The organism is Aquimarina algiphila, from assembly GCF_947494415.1.
Classification (GTDB): Bacteria; Bacteroidota; Bacteroidia; order Flavobacteriales; family Flavobacteriaceae; genus Aquimarina; species Aquimarina algiphila.
The window spans coordinates 304,288-323,112 of sequence record NZ_CANLVC010000008.1; the positions used below are offsets into that span (position 1 = coordinate 304,288).

22 protein-coding genes are annotated in these 18,825 nt (G+C 30.3%); 19 read left to right on the forward strand and 3 right to left on the reverse strand.

Features of this window, described 5'->3' with window-relative positions; translation table 11 throughout:
• Positions 1 to 211 precede the first annotated feature (211 nt).
• From PQF96_RS19045 to PQF96_RS19060, 4 genes are all read left to right on the forward strand, one after another.
• The gene (locus PQF96_RS19045) at positions 212 to 1,006 is read left to right on the forward strand and encodes a helix-turn-helix domain-containing protein (RefSeq protein ID WP_271767819.1); all 795 of its coding nucleotides are present in this window, start codon (positions 212 to 214) and stop codon (positions 1,004 to 1,006) included.
• A gap of 92 nt (positions 1,007 to 1,098) precedes the next feature.
• On the forward strand, positions 1,099 to 1,767 hold the full coding sequence (locus PQF96_RS19050) for a peroxiredoxin-like family protein (protein WP_143918433.1): 669 nt from the start codon (positions 1,099 to 1,101) through the stop codon (positions 1,765 to 1,767).
• A gap of 19 nt (positions 1,768 to 1,786) precedes the next feature.
• A complete protein-coding gene (locus PQF96_RS19055; RefSeq protein WP_271767820.1) occupies positions 1,787 to 2,182 on the forward strand; it encodes a nuclear transport factor 2 family protein in 396 nt (131 codons plus the stop codon).
• A 27-nt stretch (positions 2,183 to 2,209) separates the two neighbouring features.
• A complete protein-coding gene (locus PQF96_RS19060) occupies positions 2,210 to 2,581 on the forward strand; it encodes a DoxX family protein (protein ID WP_271767821.1) in 372 nt (123 codons plus the stop codon).
• Between the two features lie 113 nt (positions 2,582 to 2,694).
• Here the strand turns inward: PQF96_RS19060 and PQF96_RS19065 are convergent, their stop codons facing one another.
• Entirely contained in the window at positions 2,695 to 3,585 is an 891-nt protein-coding gene (locus PQF96_RS19065; protein ID WP_271767822.1) for a LysR family transcriptional regulator, read from the reverse strand.
• Positions 3,586 to 3,715: 130 nt separating this feature from the next.
• On the opposite strand from PQF96_RS19065, the gene PQF96_RS19070 reads away from it, so the two are divergent.
• From PQF96_RS19070 to PQF96_RS19095, 6 genes are all read left to right on the forward strand, one after another.
• On the forward strand, positions 3,716 to 4,438 hold the full coding sequence (locus tag PQF96_RS19070) for an aspartate/glutamate racemase family protein (protein WP_109437358.1): 723 nt from the start codon (positions 3,716 to 3,718) through the stop codon (positions 4,436 to 4,438).
• A gap of 324 nt (positions 4,439 to 4,762) precedes the next feature.
• On the forward strand, positions 4,763 to 5,323 hold the full coding sequence (locus PQF96_RS19075; RefSeq protein WP_143918507.1) for a TetR/AcrR family transcriptional regulator: 561 nt from the start codon (positions 4,763 to 4,765) through the stop codon (positions 5,321 to 5,323).
• Positions 5,324 to 5,407: 84 nt separating this feature from the next.
• A complete protein-coding gene (locus tag PQF96_RS19080) occupies positions 5,408 to 5,911 on the forward strand; it encodes a hypothetical protein (RefSeq protein WP_109437356.1) in 504 nt (167 codons plus the stop codon).
• Positions 5,912 to 6,016: 105 nt separating this feature from the next.
• On the forward strand, positions 6,017 to 6,568 hold the full coding sequence (locus tag PQF96_RS19085; RefSeq protein ID WP_271767823.1) for a TetR/AcrR family transcriptional regulator: 552 nt from the start codon (positions 6,017 to 6,019) through the stop codon (positions 6,566 to 6,568).
• Positions 6,569 to 6,621: 53 nt separating this feature from the next.
• Positions 6,622 to 7,482 (forward strand): SDR family oxidoreductase, encoded by an 861-nt coding sequence (locus PQF96_RS19090; RefSeq protein WP_143918505.1) that lies wholly within the window; start codon positions 6,622 to 6,624, stop codon positions 7,480 to 7,482.
• Positions 7,483 to 7,491: 9 nt separating this feature from the next.
• Positions 7,492 to 7,839 carry a DoxX family protein gene (locus tag PQF96_RS19095; protein ID WP_271767824.1) on the forward strand — a complete coding sequence of 116 codons (348 nt, stop codon included), beginning with the start codon at positions 7,492 to 7,494 and terminating at the stop codon, positions 7,837 to 7,839.
• A 3-nt stretch (positions 7,840 to 7,842) separates the two neighbouring features.
• On the opposite strand, the gene PQF96_RS19100 is transcribed toward PQF96_RS19095, so the two are convergent.
• Entirely contained in the window at positions 7,843 to 9,234 is a 1,392-nt protein-coding gene (locus tag PQF96_RS19100; RefSeq protein WP_271767825.1) for a right-handed parallel beta-helix repeat-containing protein, read from the reverse strand.
• 209 nt (positions 9,235 to 9,443) lie between these two features.
• On the opposite strand from PQF96_RS19100, the gene PQF96_RS19105 reads away from it, so the two are divergent.
• From PQF96_RS19105 to PQF96_RS19120, 4 genes are all read left to right on the forward strand, one after another.
• Positions 9,444 to 10,064: a TetR/AcrR family transcriptional regulator gene (locus tag PQF96_RS19105; protein ID WP_167571954.1), complete on the forward strand. Its 621-nt coding sequence runs from the start codon at positions 9,444 to 9,446 to the stop codon at positions 10,062 to 10,064.
• A 25-nt stretch (positions 10,065 to 10,089) separates the two neighbouring features.
• Positions 10,090 to 10,572, forward strand: a complete 483-nt coding sequence (locus tag PQF96_RS19110) for an Mpo1 family 2-hydroxy fatty acid dioxygenase (protein ID WP_109437351.1) — start codon at positions 10,090 to 10,092, stop codon at positions 10,570 to 10,572.
• 47 nt (positions 10,573 to 10,619) lie between these two features.
• Entirely contained in the window at positions 10,620 to 11,858 is a 1,239-nt protein-coding gene (locus PQF96_RS19115) for an NADH:flavin oxidoreductase/NADH oxidase family protein (RefSeq protein ID WP_271767826.1), read from the forward strand.
• Between the two features lie 136 nt (positions 11,859 to 11,994).
• Entirely contained in the window at positions 11,995 to 12,210 is a 216-nt protein-coding gene (locus PQF96_RS19120; RefSeq protein ID WP_271767827.1) for a hypothetical protein, read from the forward strand.
• A gap of 69 nt (positions 12,211 to 12,279) precedes the next feature.
• On the opposite strand, the gene PQF96_RS19125 is transcribed toward PQF96_RS19120, so the two are convergent.
• Positions 12,280 to 13,113 (reverse strand): type II toxin-antitoxin system RatA family toxin, encoded by an 834-nt coding sequence (locus PQF96_RS19125; RefSeq protein ID WP_143918499.1) that lies wholly within the window; start codon positions 13,111 to 13,113, stop codon positions 12,280 to 12,282.
• Between the two features lie 90 nt (positions 13,114 to 13,203).
• Between PQF96_RS19125 and PQF96_RS19130 the strand changes: the two genes are divergently transcribed.
• The 5 genes from PQF96_RS19130 to PQF96_RS19150 all read left to right on the forward strand — a co-directional run bounded on the left by PQF96_RS19130 (position 13,204) and on the right by PQF96_RS19150 (position 18,782).
• A complete protein-coding gene (locus tag PQF96_RS19130) occupies positions 13,204 to 14,166 on the forward strand; it encodes a helix-turn-helix transcriptional regulator (RefSeq protein WP_143918498.1) in 963 nt (320 codons plus the stop codon).
• A gap of 150 nt (positions 14,167 to 14,316) precedes the next feature.
• Positions 14,317 to 15,585 carry an amidohydrolase family protein gene (locus PQF96_RS19135; protein WP_271767828.1) on the forward strand — a complete coding sequence of 423 codons (1,269 nt, stop codon included), beginning with the start codon at positions 14,317 to 14,319 and terminating at the stop codon, positions 15,583 to 15,585.
• Between the two features lie 355 nt (positions 15,586 to 15,940).
• The gene (locus PQF96_RS19140; RefSeq protein WP_160114256.1) at positions 15,941 to 16,792 is read left to right on the forward strand and encodes a sensor histidine kinase; all 852 of its coding nucleotides are present in this window, start codon (positions 15,941 to 15,943) and stop codon (positions 16,790 to 16,792) included.
• Complete coding sequence (locus tag PQF96_RS19145; RefSeq protein ID WP_271767829.1) at positions 16,764 to 17,474, forward strand: LytR/AlgR family response regulator transcription factor; 711 nt, start codon at positions 16,764 to 16,766, stop codon at positions 17,472 to 17,474. The genes PQF96_RS19140 and PQF96_RS19145 overlap by 29 nt, the downstream gene beginning before the upstream one ends.
• Positions 17,475 to 17,678: 204 nt before the next feature.
• Positions 17,679 to 18,782, forward strand: coding sequence for a type 1 glutamine amidotransferase domain-containing protein (locus tag PQF96_RS19150; RefSeq protein ID WP_271767830.1), 1,104 nt, complete (start codon positions 17,679 to 17,681; stop codon positions 18,780 to 18,782).
• Positions 18,783 to 18,825: the final 43 nt, after the last annotated feature.

The window sequence follows — 18,825 nt, forward strand, 5'->3', positions numbered from 1 at the left end:
TATCAATCTCTGTATTTTGTGATAGTATTAAATAGCTTATTTTTCTTTCCAGGATTTCTTTGTAAATGAACAGTTATAAAGGAGTGAATGATTATCAATTTTCATTAGTATCTTTATTGACTTAATAATCAATAATTAATTGTCCAAAAATATAGAAGACATAATATACTCTGAGGTTGCAAAACAACCTATTCCTTTTGAAATAATTTCAATGGAAAATCTCTATAAGCGCTTTGAAAACCATTCTGTAGATTTATTTTCATCTCATAGAATTCAGTTTAATGCACTTATCATCATCACAGAGGGCAATAGTACTCATAATGTTGATTTTAAGGAGTATATATTGTCTCCAGGAGTCTTAATTCCTTTGGTAAAAGGCCAAGTACATTTTTTCAAAAAAGAATTATTAGTAAAAGGATATATTATTTCATTTAATGAATCTTTTATTACAGAACATATTAGTGAAAAGAATCTATTTCATTTTCTTCATTTATATCATACTTCTAATCTACTAATAGGTGAGGAGAACATTGCTCTTCTTTTGCCTTTTATAGCTCTTTTAGAGCAAGTACAAAGCAGTACGAATAATAATTTGAAGTCAGACTTTGTTAAAACCATATTTTTATCTTTACTTATTCAAATTAAGCGACTTACTATATACCAACATGAAATTTTTGAAAGTCGAAGATTTAAGGATTTTATTCACTTTAAATTATTAGTTAGTCAGTATTATCAGGAAAGTCATAACGCAAAAGATTATGCAAACCGATTGGCTATTTCATATAAATACCTTAATGATATCTGTAAAGAAGTAACCAATAAAACTGCCAAAGCTTTTATTGATAGTTGGCTTCTTCTTGAAATTAAACGGAATATTTCTGAAAAAAAATATACTACACAAGAAATTGGTTTTAAGATGGGTTTTCCCGAACCTTCAAATTTTATTCGATTTTTTAAAAAACATACCGGCACAACTCCTAACAAATTCATCAAACGATACAACTAATCAACTTCGGTTATAGATTGACTATTTATAATAATTGATTGATCATTCTTAAGCCTTATTGCTTCAGTAATTTTGTGTTATCAAAATAAACAATGATGACACTAAAGCAACAATTGATACAAATAAGTGATGCTGGATTCTCAAGAATACCTAAGGCAATTGCCCAAGTTTTATTAGATGGGATAAAAGAAGTTAGATTAAGTAATTTAAAGAAAAATGCTCTTAAAAAAGGGGATTATGTTCCAGATTTAGAAGTGTTAAATTCTTTTGGTATATCTACATCGATACAAGAATTGGTTACTCATAAATTATTGATCATTAATTTTTACAGAGGTGGTTGGTGCCCCTATTGTAATACAGAATTAAGAGCTTATGAGAAATTAAAAGAAGACTTTGCCGAATTAGGGGCAGGTATCATAGCAATTAGTGCAGAAACTCCAGAAATAACGATACAAACCTCAAATAAGAATCATCTTTCATTTCCTGTATTAAGTGATCAAAATGCCAAACTGATGAAAGCCTTTGGGATTGTTTTTCAGTTAAATAAGAAATTAAGAGAAGAATATACCAATTTCGGAATCAACCTTAGTGAGATCCATGATAATTCTAATTATGAACTTCCGGTTCCGGCCATATATGTTATTAATAAAGATCTGGAAATCGTTTACGATTATTTTGAAGAGAATCATATGATAAGGTTAGAGCCTAAGGATTTATTAAATGTTTTAAAAGATGAGATCTCAACCCTTTACATTAAATAGTAATATAAATATTAGTAAAATGAATACAGAAAATCAGCCTTTAATAGAGGTTAAGAAAACTATTGAAAGATTAATTGAAGCAGGAACAAGTTTTGATGTAGAAGAATTAGAATCAATTTATCATGATAATCTCCAAGTTATTATGATAGATGATAAAGGTCAGTTAATGAATGCCGACAAAGCAACCTTTAAAAATTTATTTCAAATGAAACGGGATAATGGAGAAGCTCCATTGAATACCTGGGCTGAATTCAATCATATTGAAGCAGATGAACAAAAAGCTCATGTTTTAATAACTCGAAAAGTAAAATTAACAGAAGAAGAAAGAAAATTGGTACTAAGCATTGATTTGGTTAGAGAAGATAATCGCTGGCAAGTAACACGCGAGGTTATTTTTTCTCAACCTATTAATTAAACTAATAAACAATTAAAGACTATTATCATGAAAACAAATAAAATTATATATTGGATAGCTACAGGGATTATGACTCTGGTATTCACATTTTCTGCAGGAATGTATATATTTAATTATGAAAGAGCATCTGGTTTTTTTGAAAATCTTGGATTTCCGACTTGGATAATATATCCATTAGCCGTAGCTAAGATATTAGGATTGTTAGCAGTTTTAAGTAGAAAAAATACATTTTTAAAAGAGTGGGCATACGCTGGTTTCTTTTTTGATGCAGTACTTGCGTTTTTTGCCCACTATATGGTTGGAGATGGAGAATGGATGCCTTCTATTGTAGCAATTATTGCGATTCTTGTATCAAGAATTTATGAGTTTAAAGCTTTTTTACCACAAACAAAAGAATAGCGAGATGTATAATTTGTACCTAAGACTTTAAATATTAAGCGATTCTAAGAAAAAGCAAAATTATTTGCAACAGGTAATTCAGTATACTAATGTGTATGCTGAATTACTTTTATTTATAATTCCATAAAATTTTCTTCAAAATTAGAGATGAAATCATTAATATATTTCTTATTTCTGTTTTCTTTCTTTAATACCAGATAATGTTTTCTTTTTACCCCATGTTTACTTATGCGCTTAAAAACAATATCTTCTGATAGAGTAAAAGGTTTTAGTTGCCATTTTGGAGCACACATAATTCCCATATTGGCCTTAATCATCGAGATTGTAATTTCGGTAAACGGAATTGCAGAGATTTTAATTGGATTTATTTTATGAGGCCTTAAAAAATGATCATAAACAGATACTCCTTCTAATGGAAACGAATTAATCAACAAATGTATATTGGCAAAATGACTAGCTTCAAGATATTCATGTTCATTTAATTTACTTTCTTTGTGCATAATAGCAAATATTTCATCCTCAAATACCTCTAAACTAGTAAGTTCTTCTTCTTCAGGTTTGTTTGTTACAATAGCAATATCAATTTCATTAGATAATACTTGTGAGATGGTTTGGTAGGTAGCACCAAGACTCAATTCAATATCAATTTCTGGATAAAGTATACCCATTTTTTGAATAAATCCAGGGATAGTATGAAAAAAGGATTGACATTCTGCACTTAACTTAATAGCCCCTTTAGAACCTTCTTTGATGTGTTTAATAGTATTAAAACCTTCATCTATAGTATTAAATAGTTTATTGGCTAATCGATACAATTCTTTTCCTTCTTGGGTTAATTCCCATTTATTTCTGGTTCTATGAAATACTTTAAAGCCTAAACGTTCTTCGAGCTCTCGCAATTGATGACTTAAAGCAGATTGCGTTAAAAATAAACGTTCTGAGGAATTAGCAATACTACCTTCTTCTGCAATAGTTTTTATTAATCTGAAATACTTAAGTTCCATACTCAACAAAGATACAATACAATACTACGAGTTGTAGTTGAAAAAAAATCAATTAGTCACTTATGAGGATTCAATTTACTTTTTAATAAATAGAAGGTTATACCCATAATTTTGATAAAAAATATACAACATGAAAACATCAAAAACAATTGGATTAATAGGAGGGATGAGTTGGGAATCTTCAAAACTTTACTATGAATTGATTAACAAACGAATCAATGAAGTTTTAGGAGGCTCTCATTCAGCCAAAATAATCATGGTATCTGTTGATTTTGCAGAAATCGAAAAACTAACATTTGAAGGAGATTGGGATAGTATTGGAGCTATTATGGCAAGAAGTGCATGGCAATTAGAAAGGGCAGGAGCAGACATCATAGTGCTGTGTACCAATCTAATACATTTAGTGAGCGATGCTATAAAAGAGCATGTGTCGATTCCCTTTTTACATATTGCTGAAGCTACAGGAGATGCCATTAGAGAAAAAAAACTTAAAAAAGTGTTGCTCTTAGGGACAAAGTTTACAATGGAAAAGGATTTCTATACTAACATTTTAGAAAATCAATATGATTTAGAAATTAGTATTCCGGCATCTGATGAAAGGCAACGAATCCATGATATTATTTATACAGAACTGGTAAAGGGAGTATGTACTACAACCTCAAGAGAACATAGCATAGAAATAATTAAAAATTCGTATTCAAAAGGAATAGAAGGAGTGATTCTTGGTTGTACAGAACTCTCTTTACTACTTTCAGAACAGGATATAAAAATTCCAATATTTCATACGGCAAAAATTCATGCCTACAAAGCTGTAGAATGGGCGTGTGAACATAGTACTATCACTAAAAACTAAAGTAATGAAAACATATAATATAGAATGTATAAAATCAAAACCAAAAATAAAGAAACTAACATTAAATCAGGTATTGAACAGATGGTTTACTAAATATATAGAGTTACTAAGTATTTTATTATATCCCGATTCGGTCTGTTGTAATTGTACTAAGAATAATAGTGAGAAGGATAGAGTATTTTATAAGTAACAAATCGATTTTATAATAGATATAAAATCATATAAAAGTTATATATAAAATAACGTTTGATTTCAATATCAAAATTATGTTAAAAAATTACCGAACGTTTGGTAAAATATCAGGAATACCTTTATATTTGTTACATGAGACCACAAAAAGTACAAGAAGAACAAATGTTAGAAGGCCTTATGTCTGTATTACGATCAAAAGGGTACGATGGAGCCAGTTTAATGGAACTTGCAAATGCCGCAGGTTTAAAAAAAGCAAGTTTGTATCATCGATACCCAGGTGGTAAAAAGGATATGACTTCTGCTGTTTTAACATATATGGAAGAGTGGATACGAGATAATATTTACAAAATTTTGACTGATCAGGATAAAGCTATGAATATTCGTTTGGAAGAAGCCATTAAAAACATTCGTACTATTTATAATGACGGACAGGAAGTGTGCATGTATAGGTCGTTATCACTAGATTCTGGAATTGCATTGTTTGGAGCACAAATTAGAGAAGGTATTAACTTGTGGATTGAAAGTTTCAAACATTTTGGAATGGAAAAAGGAATGATAGAAGCTAAAGCTATAAATAAGGCCAATCAAACCTTTATTGACATACAAGGAAGTTTAGTTTTATCTAAGTCTATGGGGTTAACTAAGCCCTTTATTGACACTCTAAATAGAATTAAAAAAAGATATGATCAATAAATAGTAAATATCTATCATATTAATTATTCTTCTTATTCACTATAAATTTATATCACCAGGTTGTTTGCGACAAAACTAATAAATATGAAATTTAAAAAAACCTTATATCTAAGTTATAAATATCATTATCTGGCCGCTTTTCTTTTCCTATTTAATGTAGCATTAGGACAAAACGTAAAACAAGAAAAGATGGGAAATTTAGAATTCATGGTTGGACAATGGATTGGCACTTCAACAGTGTATAAAAATGAAGAAATTACAAAACAAGCTCCAGCTTTTCAGAAAATAAGCTATGACCTGGACAAAAGTATATTAGTAATTAAGTTAAACTCAAAATTATTACAACTGCATACTATTATATACTATGATGAAAAAGATGAAACATATTACTATTTTCCTTTTTCTAAAAGAGGGGTGAATAAACTTCCTGCCACATATGATAATCAACAATTTATTGTTAAAGCGAATGAGAATACAAGATATGTGTTTGAAAAAACAGGAGTGAAGAGTTTTAGAGAATACGGAGAAAAACTTACAGAAGGGAAATGGGTGAAATTTTTTGAGGATAACTTTACAAATACGCAATAAACCATAAAGTATCGCATCATATAATTTAAAATATAGAATTTTTAATCATATCAAATAAGTGTTAAAAAATTGGAATGATTATTCCAATTTTTGTAAATTTGTTTCATGAGTAAAAAAGATATTATACTAATTTCTGCACTTCAGCTCTTAGCAGAGAAAGGAGTCCATAATACACCAATGTCTGCAATAGCAAAAGCTGCCGGTACAGGAATGGGAACTATTTATAATTACTTTCCTAATAAAGATATTTTAATTAATGAGATTTATGTTGACATAAAACAAAAAGAAAAGGCGGTATATTTATCTTTTGACCAAAATCAACCTATAAAAACACAATTTGAAGGTTATTTCACTTCTATTATTGACTTTTTCATAGAAAATCCAATATATTTTCTATTTATGGAGCAACTACAAGCTTCTCCTATTATTACAGAAGAAAGCAAAAAAAAAGGATTGATATCGGTTGATCCTGTTGTGCAATTATTGATAAAAGGTAAGCAAGAACGAGTTATTAAAGATATAGAAATAAATGAACTATTTTTGTTTATAGGTGGAGCGGTTTTATCTTATTTAAGGTGGTATTTCCTTCAAAAAGATACAACAGAAATTTCATGCTTAAATCAAACTAAAATGGTTTGGGACGCTATTAAAGAGTAAATTTTTTATATAATTTTTGGAATGAATATTCATTCTAATCAAAACCAACTATAATGAATAAAAATGTATTAATTACAGGAACTTCTACAGGAGTAGGGTTTGAGAGTTCAATTCTATTCGCTAAGAATGGATATAAGGTTTATGCTACTATGCGAAATCTAAAAAAAGCAACTCCTCTTAACGAAAGAATTGAAAAAGAAAATTTAAATATTGAATTACTTCCACTTGATGTAACCGATATTAACTCAATAGAATCTGCTGTAAAAACTATTATACAAAAAGATGGTAAGATAGATGTATTGGTAAACAATGCAGGAGCGGGTTTTGCAAAAACAACCGAGCAGGCAACAGAAAAAGAGATAAGATGGGTAACGGATGTGAATTACCATGGTACAGTGTTTTGTACGCAGGCAGTCTTACCTTTTATGAGAAAACAACGATCTGGTCAAATCATCAGTATAACCTCTGTAGGTGGTTTGGTTGGTCAACCTTTTAATGAGTTGTATTGTGGAGCAAAATTTGCTACAGAAGGTTTTATGGAAGGTTTAGCGACTTATGTTAGCGAACCTTTTAATATTAAATTCACATGTGTAGAGCCAGGTGGTATTGCAACAGAATTTATGAAATCAGCAGTAGAAAAAACAACTAGTGAAGGACAGTTAGCCAAAGGGGAATACTTACCTATATTCGAAAAATACTTGGCAGGTACTCAAAAAAGAGCAAGTGAAAGTGAGGTTCAGGTATATCAAACCGGCCAAGAAGTAGCAGAGGTGGTGCTAAAAGTGGCAAATAATGAAAATCCTCCTTTGCGAATTCGTACTTCAGAATGGGCAGAAAATATTACTGCGCTAAAAACACAAGCGGATCCAGATGGTACTAAATTAGTAAGTCAAATAAAAAATAACTTTTTATAAACAGGAGGCATGAAAATAATGTATTGGTCATCTACCATATTAATTTCTACTTTTTTATTTTTTAGTTCTTATACTTATGTCTTCAATAAAAGTACAATTGATGGTATCAGAGCACTAGGCTTTCCAGATTTTTTTAGAATAGAATTAGCGGCATTAAAAACTATTGCCGCAATTCTATTACTGATACCAAATATTAGTTTACAAATAAAGGAATGGACATATGCCGGAGTAGGATTTTTTTTAATTACTGCAATTGTTGCACATTTAGCGCATAAAGATTCTATGCTTACTATTTTAATTAATCTAATCTTAATCACATTATTAGTGATCTCTAATATGTATTTACCTGAAAAATAAATCCTACCACCCATCTAATACACATTGCAGTGTATGAGGTATAGTTTTTGAAAGTGGTATCTCCTCTGGATCATCTCCTAAATAATTTCCGCTAGCAAAACCCGTAACATCATTAAAACGGTATGACCAACAAAATCTAAGTTTAGGGTGTGCTTCAGAATAAGTAACTAAATTATCTATTAATATGGCATTTTCAAATTCAGAAAATGCCAAAAAGTAACCATAGAATTTGTTGCGACGAACATCTGCATCAGAACTTTTATACATATACATACCACAACTATTACAGACATTATCGTGTACATAAGTGGCTCGATTATGACCTTTATCTCCTCCTCCAGAGTATTGTATGTATCCCAATCTTCCATTAGCTGACCCTGTAACCATAGTGATGGTATTTCTTGCAATGATATTATGAGTTTTATGCCAACTAACTATAGGTCCGTCAACATAAGTACTTCCTTCTCCCTGTTCCATAACGTTATCAAGGATAAACACATCCTCACCACTAGTATTAACAATATCTCCACCAGTATTATGATGGAAATAATTGTTTTGGATTAATATTTCTTCATCGACACGTCCTGCGCCTTCAATATCGATACCAAATTGCGGAGCAGTTCCACTAATATGATGTATTTCATTATCTTTTATTTCAATACGTTTACCTCCAACTATTGAAATACCTTGACGTCTATTATTATAAATGTTATTATTAATAAAAGTAACATCGTTTGAGTCCAGCACTAAAGAACCATCTCCGGTTAAACTATGGATTTCCATATTTTCAATTAATACCTGATTACTTGTATTCCAAACACAAATACCATGACCTTCATCATGAGCCGTTTTTCCATCACTGTCACGTGGAGTAAAAATATGAGTATCCCGATCTCCCTTAATGATACCATCCCGAATAATTATATTATCCCCATCTAAACTAATGACACAATAGTTCCATTTGTCATTAGTATCAATTTCTAAAATAGCTCCTTCGCTAAAGATAAATTCGGTATTATCATAAATCTTAATACCTCCTTGATAAATATCATTTACATCTTCACCAACTAGATACTCACCTTTAGGTAATATAACTCTACCATAGCTTTCTTGATGAGCCCAATCAATAGCTGCTTGTAAATTAGTTGTAGTTTTAATGGCATTTGTTCCATTATTAGGTATATCCCATCGATCTAATTCAATAGTGTATTCCTGAGTATTTGGCATTATGGGCGTTTGAACTTCAAAAAGAATTTTTGGTAACCCATTAGCATCTAAATCCTCTGCATCTGCTTCAAATTCTGAATTATTTCCGGCTAAATCTGATTTTTCATTGCTACATGACATAGTAAATATCATTGCAAAAATTAGTAGGTAGCTTGTTAAGTTTTTCATGGGGCTTTATTAAGATTAGGCTTGTTGTAGGTTTTGCGACGAATTAAAATCAAATTTATAAAATATTTCGTAATGATTTTCTTCCATACGAGATTTAGTTCATTACAGTAACTACAAAAAAGAATTTCAAATAGATGATATGTAATGTTTTAATCCTAAAATTAGTATAAGCATTTTTATTTTTCAAAAAAATTAGTAAACTTGTACTAATGAAAATCAAAGATAAAATTTATAATAAGGCATTAACACTGTTTAATGCTAAAGGTTTTTCTAGTGTTACTATGAGACAAGTAGCAGAATCACTGGGAATAAGTCCGGGTAATCTTACATATCATTACAAAACCAAGGCCGATTTGATTCAGGTTATTTATAAGAATATGCATACCGAAGCAAGTGATTATATAACTACAGAAGGTTATATAACACTTCATGATTTTGAATTGATGATGAAAAAGTTTTATCAATTAATGAAACGATATCATTTTTTCTTCAATGATGTAGTACATATTACCAGACAGTATCCCGAAGTTGCAAAAATGTATGAAGAATCAAATCTAATTCGTTTTAAACAAGGTAAAAAACTGGTTGATTATTATGTTGAGAGCGGGAGAATGAAACCTGAATCTGAATTTATAGACTATGATAAACTGGTGTACAATATATGGATGATAAGTGCATTTTGGTCTTCTCAGGAACAGGTAATTACTTCATCAAACTATACAGTAAATAAAACTACTCCAGTTGAAATGGCGATGCAATTGCTACTTCCTTATCTAACCGAAAAAGGTATAGAAGAATATCGTCAAATAAAAAAGTTTGTAAAAACGTAATACATAACCCAAAATAATTTCAAAAATGAGAACAGCAGAACAATGGTTTTTAGAATATGGAGAAAGCCATCAAACACGATTCAATAAAATCATACATTATTTTTGTGTGCCTTTAATATTTTTCAGCATTATAGGGCTACTAGCTTCTATTCCCGTCGGAACATTAACCGCTTCATTACCTCAATCTATAATACCTTATGCCCATGCTGGTAGTATTCTGATAGTTTTGGGACTTGTTTTTTATTTACGTATGTCTATTCCTATATTTTTAGGGATGATTCTTGTATCTCTTTTAGTATTATGGGGTAATTACCAAATTGCACTCCATTTTTCTACTCCTCTTTGGATTATATCTTTGATCATATTTATAGTATCCTGGGTATTTCAATTTATAGGACATAACCATGAGGGCAAAAAACCATCTTTTGCCAAGGATTTACAATTTTTATTAGTCGGTCCTGCTTGGATTTTGGGTCATTTCTACAAAAAAATCGGAATAAAATACTGATACATTAAGACTATAAACTCAAACAAACGAATACTTTTAATACAAATATGCTAAATACACCTTTTACATTACCATGCGGTGCTGTGATACAAAATAGATTGGTTAAAGCTGCTATGACTGAAAGATTAAGTGGCTCTAACTGCAAACCTAATGCTCGTTTAGTAAGATTATATGAACAATGGGCAGATACCAATGTCGGATTATTAATAACGGGTAATGTGATGGTAGATCGTTATCATTTGGAATCAGCGGGTAATGTAGTAGTTGATAACGAAGAAGCACTTCCTGAAATGAAAGCCTGGGCAGATGCAGGAAAAAAACACGGAAACCATATTTGGGTACAGATATGTCATTCGGGTAGGCAAACTTCTCGATTTGTGAATCTAAAACCCAAATCTGCATCTGGTGTACAGCTAAAAAAATTAGGCCTTTTCTCAAAACCAAAAGCTATGACAGAAAAGGATATTCTGGATGTGATTAATGGTTTTGTAAAAGCAGCTGTTATTGCTAAAAAAAGTGGTTTTACCGGAGTGCAAATTCATGCTGCTCATGGATATTTGATAAGTCAATTTTTGAGTCCATTAACGAATCATAGAAATGATCAATGGGGTGGTTCGGTAGAAAATAGAAGCCGATTATTAAGAACTATAATCCAAGATGTACGAGAAGCAGTTGGTCCAGAATTTCCTGTTGGACTAAAACTTAATTCTGCGGATTTTCAACGAGGAGGATTTACAGAAGAAGACTCTCTAACGGTAATAAAAATGTTAGAACCTCTTGGAGTAGATCTTTTAGAAATTTCTGGAGGGACCTATGAAAAATTAGTTTTCTTTTTGGTTAATGGAGAAGATGGAAAAAAGGTTCGGGAGAGCACTATGAAACGTGAAGCGTACTTTATGGAATTTGCCAACAGAGTGAGAGAGGTTAGTAATATTCCATTGATGGTAACTGGTGGTTTTAGGACCTATGATTTTGTAGAAGAGACCTTGAAAAATGGGGAAGTGGATATGATAGGAATGGCAAGGCCATTTATTGTTAATATCAACGAAATTAAAGGTTTTTTAAACGGTGAAGTAAAAAGTCTTATAGACAAGGCTATCCGCACAGGAATTCATCAACTTGAAGAATCAGCAGAAGCAGGATTCTATGGAAGAAATATAGTCAGATTGGCCAAAGGTAAAAACCTTAAATTCAATTTTTCACCTATAGGAAATTCAATTTTTATTATTGCAGGAGAGTTTAGAAAAGCAATGATTCGCAGAATTAAAAGAAGAAAAAAACATTAGATGCTTGTTTATTGTAGTAATTTATTTCAATCTGGGTGTTGAAGTGTACGCATACAGTATACGTACACATTATCTTTTTAACACATTAATTTTCAAATTAGATTAGATGCATATTAATATTTAAAATACATATTATATGTTACAGAAATTTTCAAAATTAGGCTCTGTGCTAAACAAAGCAGATCAAAAATCAATTACAGGAGGGCTTCGTCCAAATTCTGATGGTCTGGTATGTCATAATCCTGATAGATTTACACCTTCAACATGCCCTACAGGGTACTTTTATTCAACTACATGGAACGCGTGTTGCCATCATGTTCCCGTGGATATATCATTACCAGTAGGCGGATAATCGTTATGTAGATCATTGTTTAATAATGATTGTAAAATGCCTTTATACCACTCTACGGAGTGGTATTCTTTATGAAACCACCTCAGTCATATTTTGCCAATTATCAAGAAGTTCCTTACATACTTTGGTAAACTTATGTTTCATTATAGGGTGAATTAATATATTTTGTACAGTTTTCTTATACTCAAATTCAAAAATCATTACAATTTCTGATTCGTTATTTGCTATTTCATTTACAATCCAGGTACCTTTTAACGATTTTAATGGATATGGATAATCGGGAGCTTTGGTATCTACCATAAAAGAGTATTGTTTTTCATCTTCCCATAAAGTACATGTCTCTGTCCAGCTATCTTTGCCGTGTGCGCATGACCGTATCATTCCTTTTTTGTTACCAGAAATCACTTTGGAAACATCAATGTTAGGGGCTACTTTATGATAATTTGAAACATCTGACACAATCTCCCAAATCTTTGATTTATTACCTTTTACAATTCTTCTAAATTTTAGTATTTTCTGTCCTTTTTTATTCTCTTCATCAATTCTTGCTAAAGCTTTTAACTGACCACTTCCCAGGGATAATACAACTAACGCAACTATAGCTATGATTATATTTCCTTCTATTGAAATGGTAAACGGGTTTGAAGCCAACAAAATAATACTACCAACCACCCAAAGTGCATCTTGAATAGTTATCCATAATATAGATATTGCTCTCTGTTTCTTTATTTCTATAATTAAGGTCATTGCAAAGAATAAAAGGGCTATGCCAAGAATTATAAAAAAAAGTCCAGGTTCTACATCAAATATTTGTGCTATTTTTTTCGGAAATAGTAATAATATTGTTCCATTGGCAATAGAAAATATAGCATTTGCTGTTAGTAGTTTTTGTAATGTATTCATCTTAATAAAATTATTTATTTATGATTCAAAACTATTATTCTCCCTGATACTAATGTTGATACTTTACGCCATTCTTTGTATTTTTATACTATGAAAGTTTTTGCCCCTTATTTAATCAGTTTATTCGATTATGCTGCATATCAGGAGATTGATATCCATGCCCTAGAAGAAGTTCTGGCAAATCAAAACATAGACCTTAATCATCTACCGGAAATGATTAATGCAGAGGAATATTTAGTCATTTTTAATAAGATAATTGAAGTTATAGATAGTGATTACTACGGTTTAAATTTTGGGTGTTATCTTAATTTACAAGCTTTAGGATTAGTTTTGGAGATATCACTAAATACATCAAGTATAGAACAAGGTGTTTTTATTCTTCAAAATTTTCTTAAAAGTAAGTTCCCTTTGGTTTCAATTTCCATTATTAAGGATAAAGAAACTTATAGTTTACTGTTAGATAGCTCAGTAGAAAATCCAAAGTCGAAAAGACATCTGTTGGATATGGTTCTAAGTATAATATACAGAGAGTTAAAATTAATGCTACCTAATACTTTAGTACCTAATATTAAATTACCATATATCAATGATAAACCGTATCATGAATTACTAAATACAATGGTAGTTTATGACCGAAACTATCTAATAGTATTACCTATAGAAGTACTTAAGACTGAAATCAATAAGAATAAGATTAAGGAAATAGAACTATTATTACCAAAATTCATAGCGTTACTGAGTGAGAATAAAAAAGGGGAGAAGGTTTTTTCTAATCAAATACGTAATATGACTTTAAATATGTGTTCTCCTGAAATCCCAAATTTTGAACAGGTTTTAAAACAATTTCCGTACAGTAAACGAACTATGCAACGAAAATTAATGGATGAAGGAATGTCATTTAGACGCATCGTAAATACAATAAAAAAAGAGCTTTCAAATTATCTGATAAATGAAAAACATTTAAAAACTAAAGATGTTGCATTTATTTTGGGTTATTCTGAGTCCAGCGCATATTTACATGCGGTAAAATCCTGGAAAATTAAGCACTCATAACACTTTTTTTATATTCAATTAATATATTTCGCAAAAGAATCTACCTGTCTACCAAAAAACACCTTCTATCTATTGAGGTATTCTAATGAGCGATTTATTTTTTATTAAAATCGCTTTTGCTATTTCTTTATTATAATTAAATTTTTAAAAATGAAGAAGTGTATTGTTTTTGCAATGGTTTTACTATTTTTTTCATCTTGTTATTCTCAAAAAACAGATAATGTAAGATACGTAAAGGAAAATTTAAATAGCTTGACTATAAAGCTTGTGGATGGATATTGGTTTAATGGAAAAACGTTTAAAAAAGAAACGGTTTGGGTCAAAAATGGCATCCTATACTTTAATGATCTTAAAGAAGAAATTGATACCGTCCTTAATTTATCTAATCAATATGTTATTCCTCCATTTGCAGAAGCTCATAACCATAATCTTGAAAGCAACTATGAATTAGATAAGCGTATTAAATCTTATTTAGATAATGGGGTCTTTTATGTAAAATTACTTTCATCAATCAAAAAACGTATAGACCCTTTGATGCACAACTATAACAGACCTGATGCTATAGATATCAGTATGGCACATGCTCCCTTAACTGCGACCGATGGACATCCTATTGCGGTTCGTAAAAGACATCTGGGTTATGGTTATTTCGAAGGCTTATTTAATTCAATTGAAGAAATTGAATCTCATGGCTATGTAACTATTAATAACCATGAAGATTTAAATAAAAAGTGGGATAATATCTTATCCTTTTCTCCTAACTTCATAAAATTAAATCTTTTGTTTTCTGAAGAATATGAAAAGAGGAAAAATGATACTTTATATTTTGGTAAAAAAGGGCTGAACCCCTCATTAATTAAAGAAATTGTTCGCAAAGCTCATGCTTCTAATTTAAGAGTTAGTGCTCATGTCGAGACTGCATACGATTTTCATATAGCAATTAATGCCGGAGTAGATGAAATTGCTCATCTTCCAGAAATATCTAATGGTAAGTCAATTCAAAGAGATGATGTTATTTTGGCTAAAAAAAATAAAACCATTATTGTTACCACGGTATCTTTAGTCAAAAAAAAGAAGAAAAAAACTAATTATAAAGACCTGGTGCATAATATCTCATCCAATTTAAAATTATTACAACAAGAAAATGTAACTATAGCTATTGGTTCTGATAACTATAATGGTAATTCGGTTGGAGAATTCGAATTTTTATATGACCTAAATATTTTTAGTAATTTAGAATTGCTTAAAATGTGGACTGAAAATTCTACAAAAACTATTTTCCCTAATCGGAAAATAGGACTGCTTAAACACGGTTATGAAGCCAGTTTTTTGGTGCTGGACAAAAATCCCATAGATGATATTACGAATATAAATAAGAGCATCGTTACTAGGATAAAACAAGGTGTTATACTAAATTAGTGAGTATTTCATTTATTGTATTCTTTTAATCAAAAAAATAGAGTAGAAGTAAAGGTGAAAATGCAGGATTTAATAACAATTTTTGTTGTGTTATAATTCCATACCTTTAAAGTATACTAGCTATATATGTTTTAATTTTAGATAAACCTTAATGAATCTTACATTCGGTAAAAGTCTCAAGCATACTGTTTTTTGGATATTGTTTCTTGTTTTATGGAGTGCACATGATCTAAATTATCACAAAGATATATTATCAAACCTACAAACTAACCTATTTACTTTTATTCCGTATGTTATTCTGGTTTATTTTAATCTTTATTTTTTGATGCCTAAATTCTTATTCAGTAAAAAAATAATGAATTATATAGTTTTTTTGGTTTTTACTATTACGCTTACCACATTGGCAACATCTAATTATCTTTCGTTTTATTTCAAGTATATCAATATTTATTTACCAACATCAGATTTTTTTATCAGCTTACAAGGTAAAATAGCTATTGTTACCGAAATTATTTTATCATTAGGTTTATCGATGACATTGTTTTTAATCGATGAATGGTATCGAAAAGAGAGGTCAATGCGTGAAATAGAACAAAAACAATTAGAAACGGAATTAAATCTTTTAAAAAATCAAATTAATCCACATTTCCTTTTTAACTCGCTTAACAGTATCTATATCATGTTAAGTAAAAATCTAGAAGATGGCAAAAAAATGTTACTTCAATTTTCGGAGATATTAAGTCATCAGTTATATGAAGCAAATAAAAAAAGTATTGATTTAAAAAAGGAGTTTGATAATTTGACAAATTATATTGATATTGAAAAGATAAGACATGAAGATTTAGTAACGGTAGAATATTATTTTCCAGATGATCAAAACAATTTGACAATTTCACCTATGCTTTTGTTACCGATTGTCGAAAATGCTTTTAAACATGGACAAAGTAGCCAGGGCTATCAAATATCTATCCAATCGTCAATAATATCGGATAGTACACTACTATTTAAAGTCGAAAATACTATTTCAAAGGAAATTGTAAAAACACCTTATGGTGAAAATAATGGAATAGGATTGGCTAATGTCAAAAGAAGGTTAGCATTAATCTATCCAAATAGATATCAATTTAACATTGAACATAATAGTGCTAAATTTATAGTACGATTAAAAATACAGTTAAATGAAAATGAGGTGTTTAATAGTCGATGATGAACATTTAGCTAGAAAAGGGTTGGAGGACTTTGTAAAGCAAACCCCATTTTTAGAACATACAAAATCATTATCATCAGCTTTAGAAGCTATAGAGTTTTTAAAACATAATTTTGTTGAGATTATGTTTTTAGATATTCAAATGCCTGATATGACTGGGATAGAGCTTATAAAAGTACTTTCAAATCCTCCACAAATTATCTTTACCACTGCACATCGAGAATTCGCTTTAGATGGATTTGATCTTAATGTTGTAGATTTCTTACTAAAACCATTTTCTTACCAAAGGTTTTTAAAAGCGGTGAACAAAGCTATAGTAACTAACAACAAAGTAATTGAATATAAAGATGATAAAAACCATATTTTCATTAAGTGTGATGGAATGATTATTAAGGTATTTATTGATGATATATTATTTATTGAAACAGCCAAAGATTATGTTTTGATTCACACAACATATGATAAACACCTTACTTTGGTTTCATTAAGGCAGATAGAAGAAGAACTCCCTAAAGAAAAATTTATACGGGTTCATAGATATTACTTAGTGGGATTAAAACATATTAAAAAACTTGAAGGCAATTTAATTTATATTGATAAACATAAAATAAGAATTAGTAGATCTCTTCGCAGTCAGGTATATCAGATGATTATAGGTAATAATTTAATCGAACGTTTATAGATTATCAGTTCCAGAAGGGGAGCCCCTATAAATTAGTTTATTCAATTGTCTCTACACAATTAAGCTTCCAAAAAAGATATAACCCAGATTCGGACTCATAAATAGGGTATTTAATATATAATTTAATCCGACGGAATTATCATTTCGACAGTATTTATCAATTCTTAGATAGTACTTCGCATTATAATTCTAAAAATTAATGCTATGCTTAAAAAACGTCCAATCCTTAAATGGATACTTATCTCCTTCACTAGTGTAATTCTCTTACTTTTTGGTTTCGGATGGTGGTTTATTAGTCTATTACCATCTGGAGAAATGAATCAAAATGTATCTACAACACAAGTATCTGACTTACCTTATTTATCTCAAGATATCACCCCAAAAAGAGGAAAAATACTAGCAATAGTTACGAGCACAGATATTATGGGAAATACTGATAAAAGTACCGGTTATGAATTAACCGAATTATCACGTGCATATTACGTATTCGAGGCGAATGGTTTTGAGGTCGATATAGCCAGTCCGTTAGGAGGCGAACCACCGGTTGTAATTGATGATGAAGATATGGGAAAGTTTGATTATGCTTTCTTAAACGATAGTATAGCTCAATATAAAGTAAAACACACCATTCCGGTAAAAGATATTATTCCAGAGACGTATGAAGGTGTGTTTTTTGCTGGAGGAAAAGGAGCAATGTTTGATTTTCCAGAAAATAAATCTATTCAACATATTGTTCGAGACTTGTATCAGTCTAATAAAGTTGTTGGTGCTGTATGTCATGGACCTGCAGCTTTAGTTAATGTGACTCTTGATAATGGTCATCCATTAATAAAAAATAAAACTGTTAGTGGTTTCACAAATGAAGAAGAATTATTGCTTATACCGGATGCCAAGGTTATATTTCCATTTCTTCTACAAGATAAATTGGTAGCACAAGGTGCACAGTTTAACGAAGGTAGTATGTATTTGGAGAATATTAGCCATGATAAAAATTTGGTGACAGGGCAGAATCCTTGGTCTACATGGTTATTAGCCGAAACGATGGTTAAAGAATTAGGATATACCCCAAAACACAGAGAAATTACACCAGAAGAAAATGCTATGATGGTCTTGAAAATATATGATACCAAAGGATCTCATGAAGCCAAAAAGCTAATTGAGGAAATTTGTGTTGCAGAAAACAAACCTCTGGCCAGACAACTTATCGCATCGCATAGTGTTGTTGCTGCTATGAGAGGTAATATTGGAAGGTTTTTTAATCTTGTTGGCTTAACATCTTATGCAAAAAATAAATCAAAAAATATTTAGAAATTTGTTTAATAAAGGAAATGCTAATCTTATCTTTAAACAT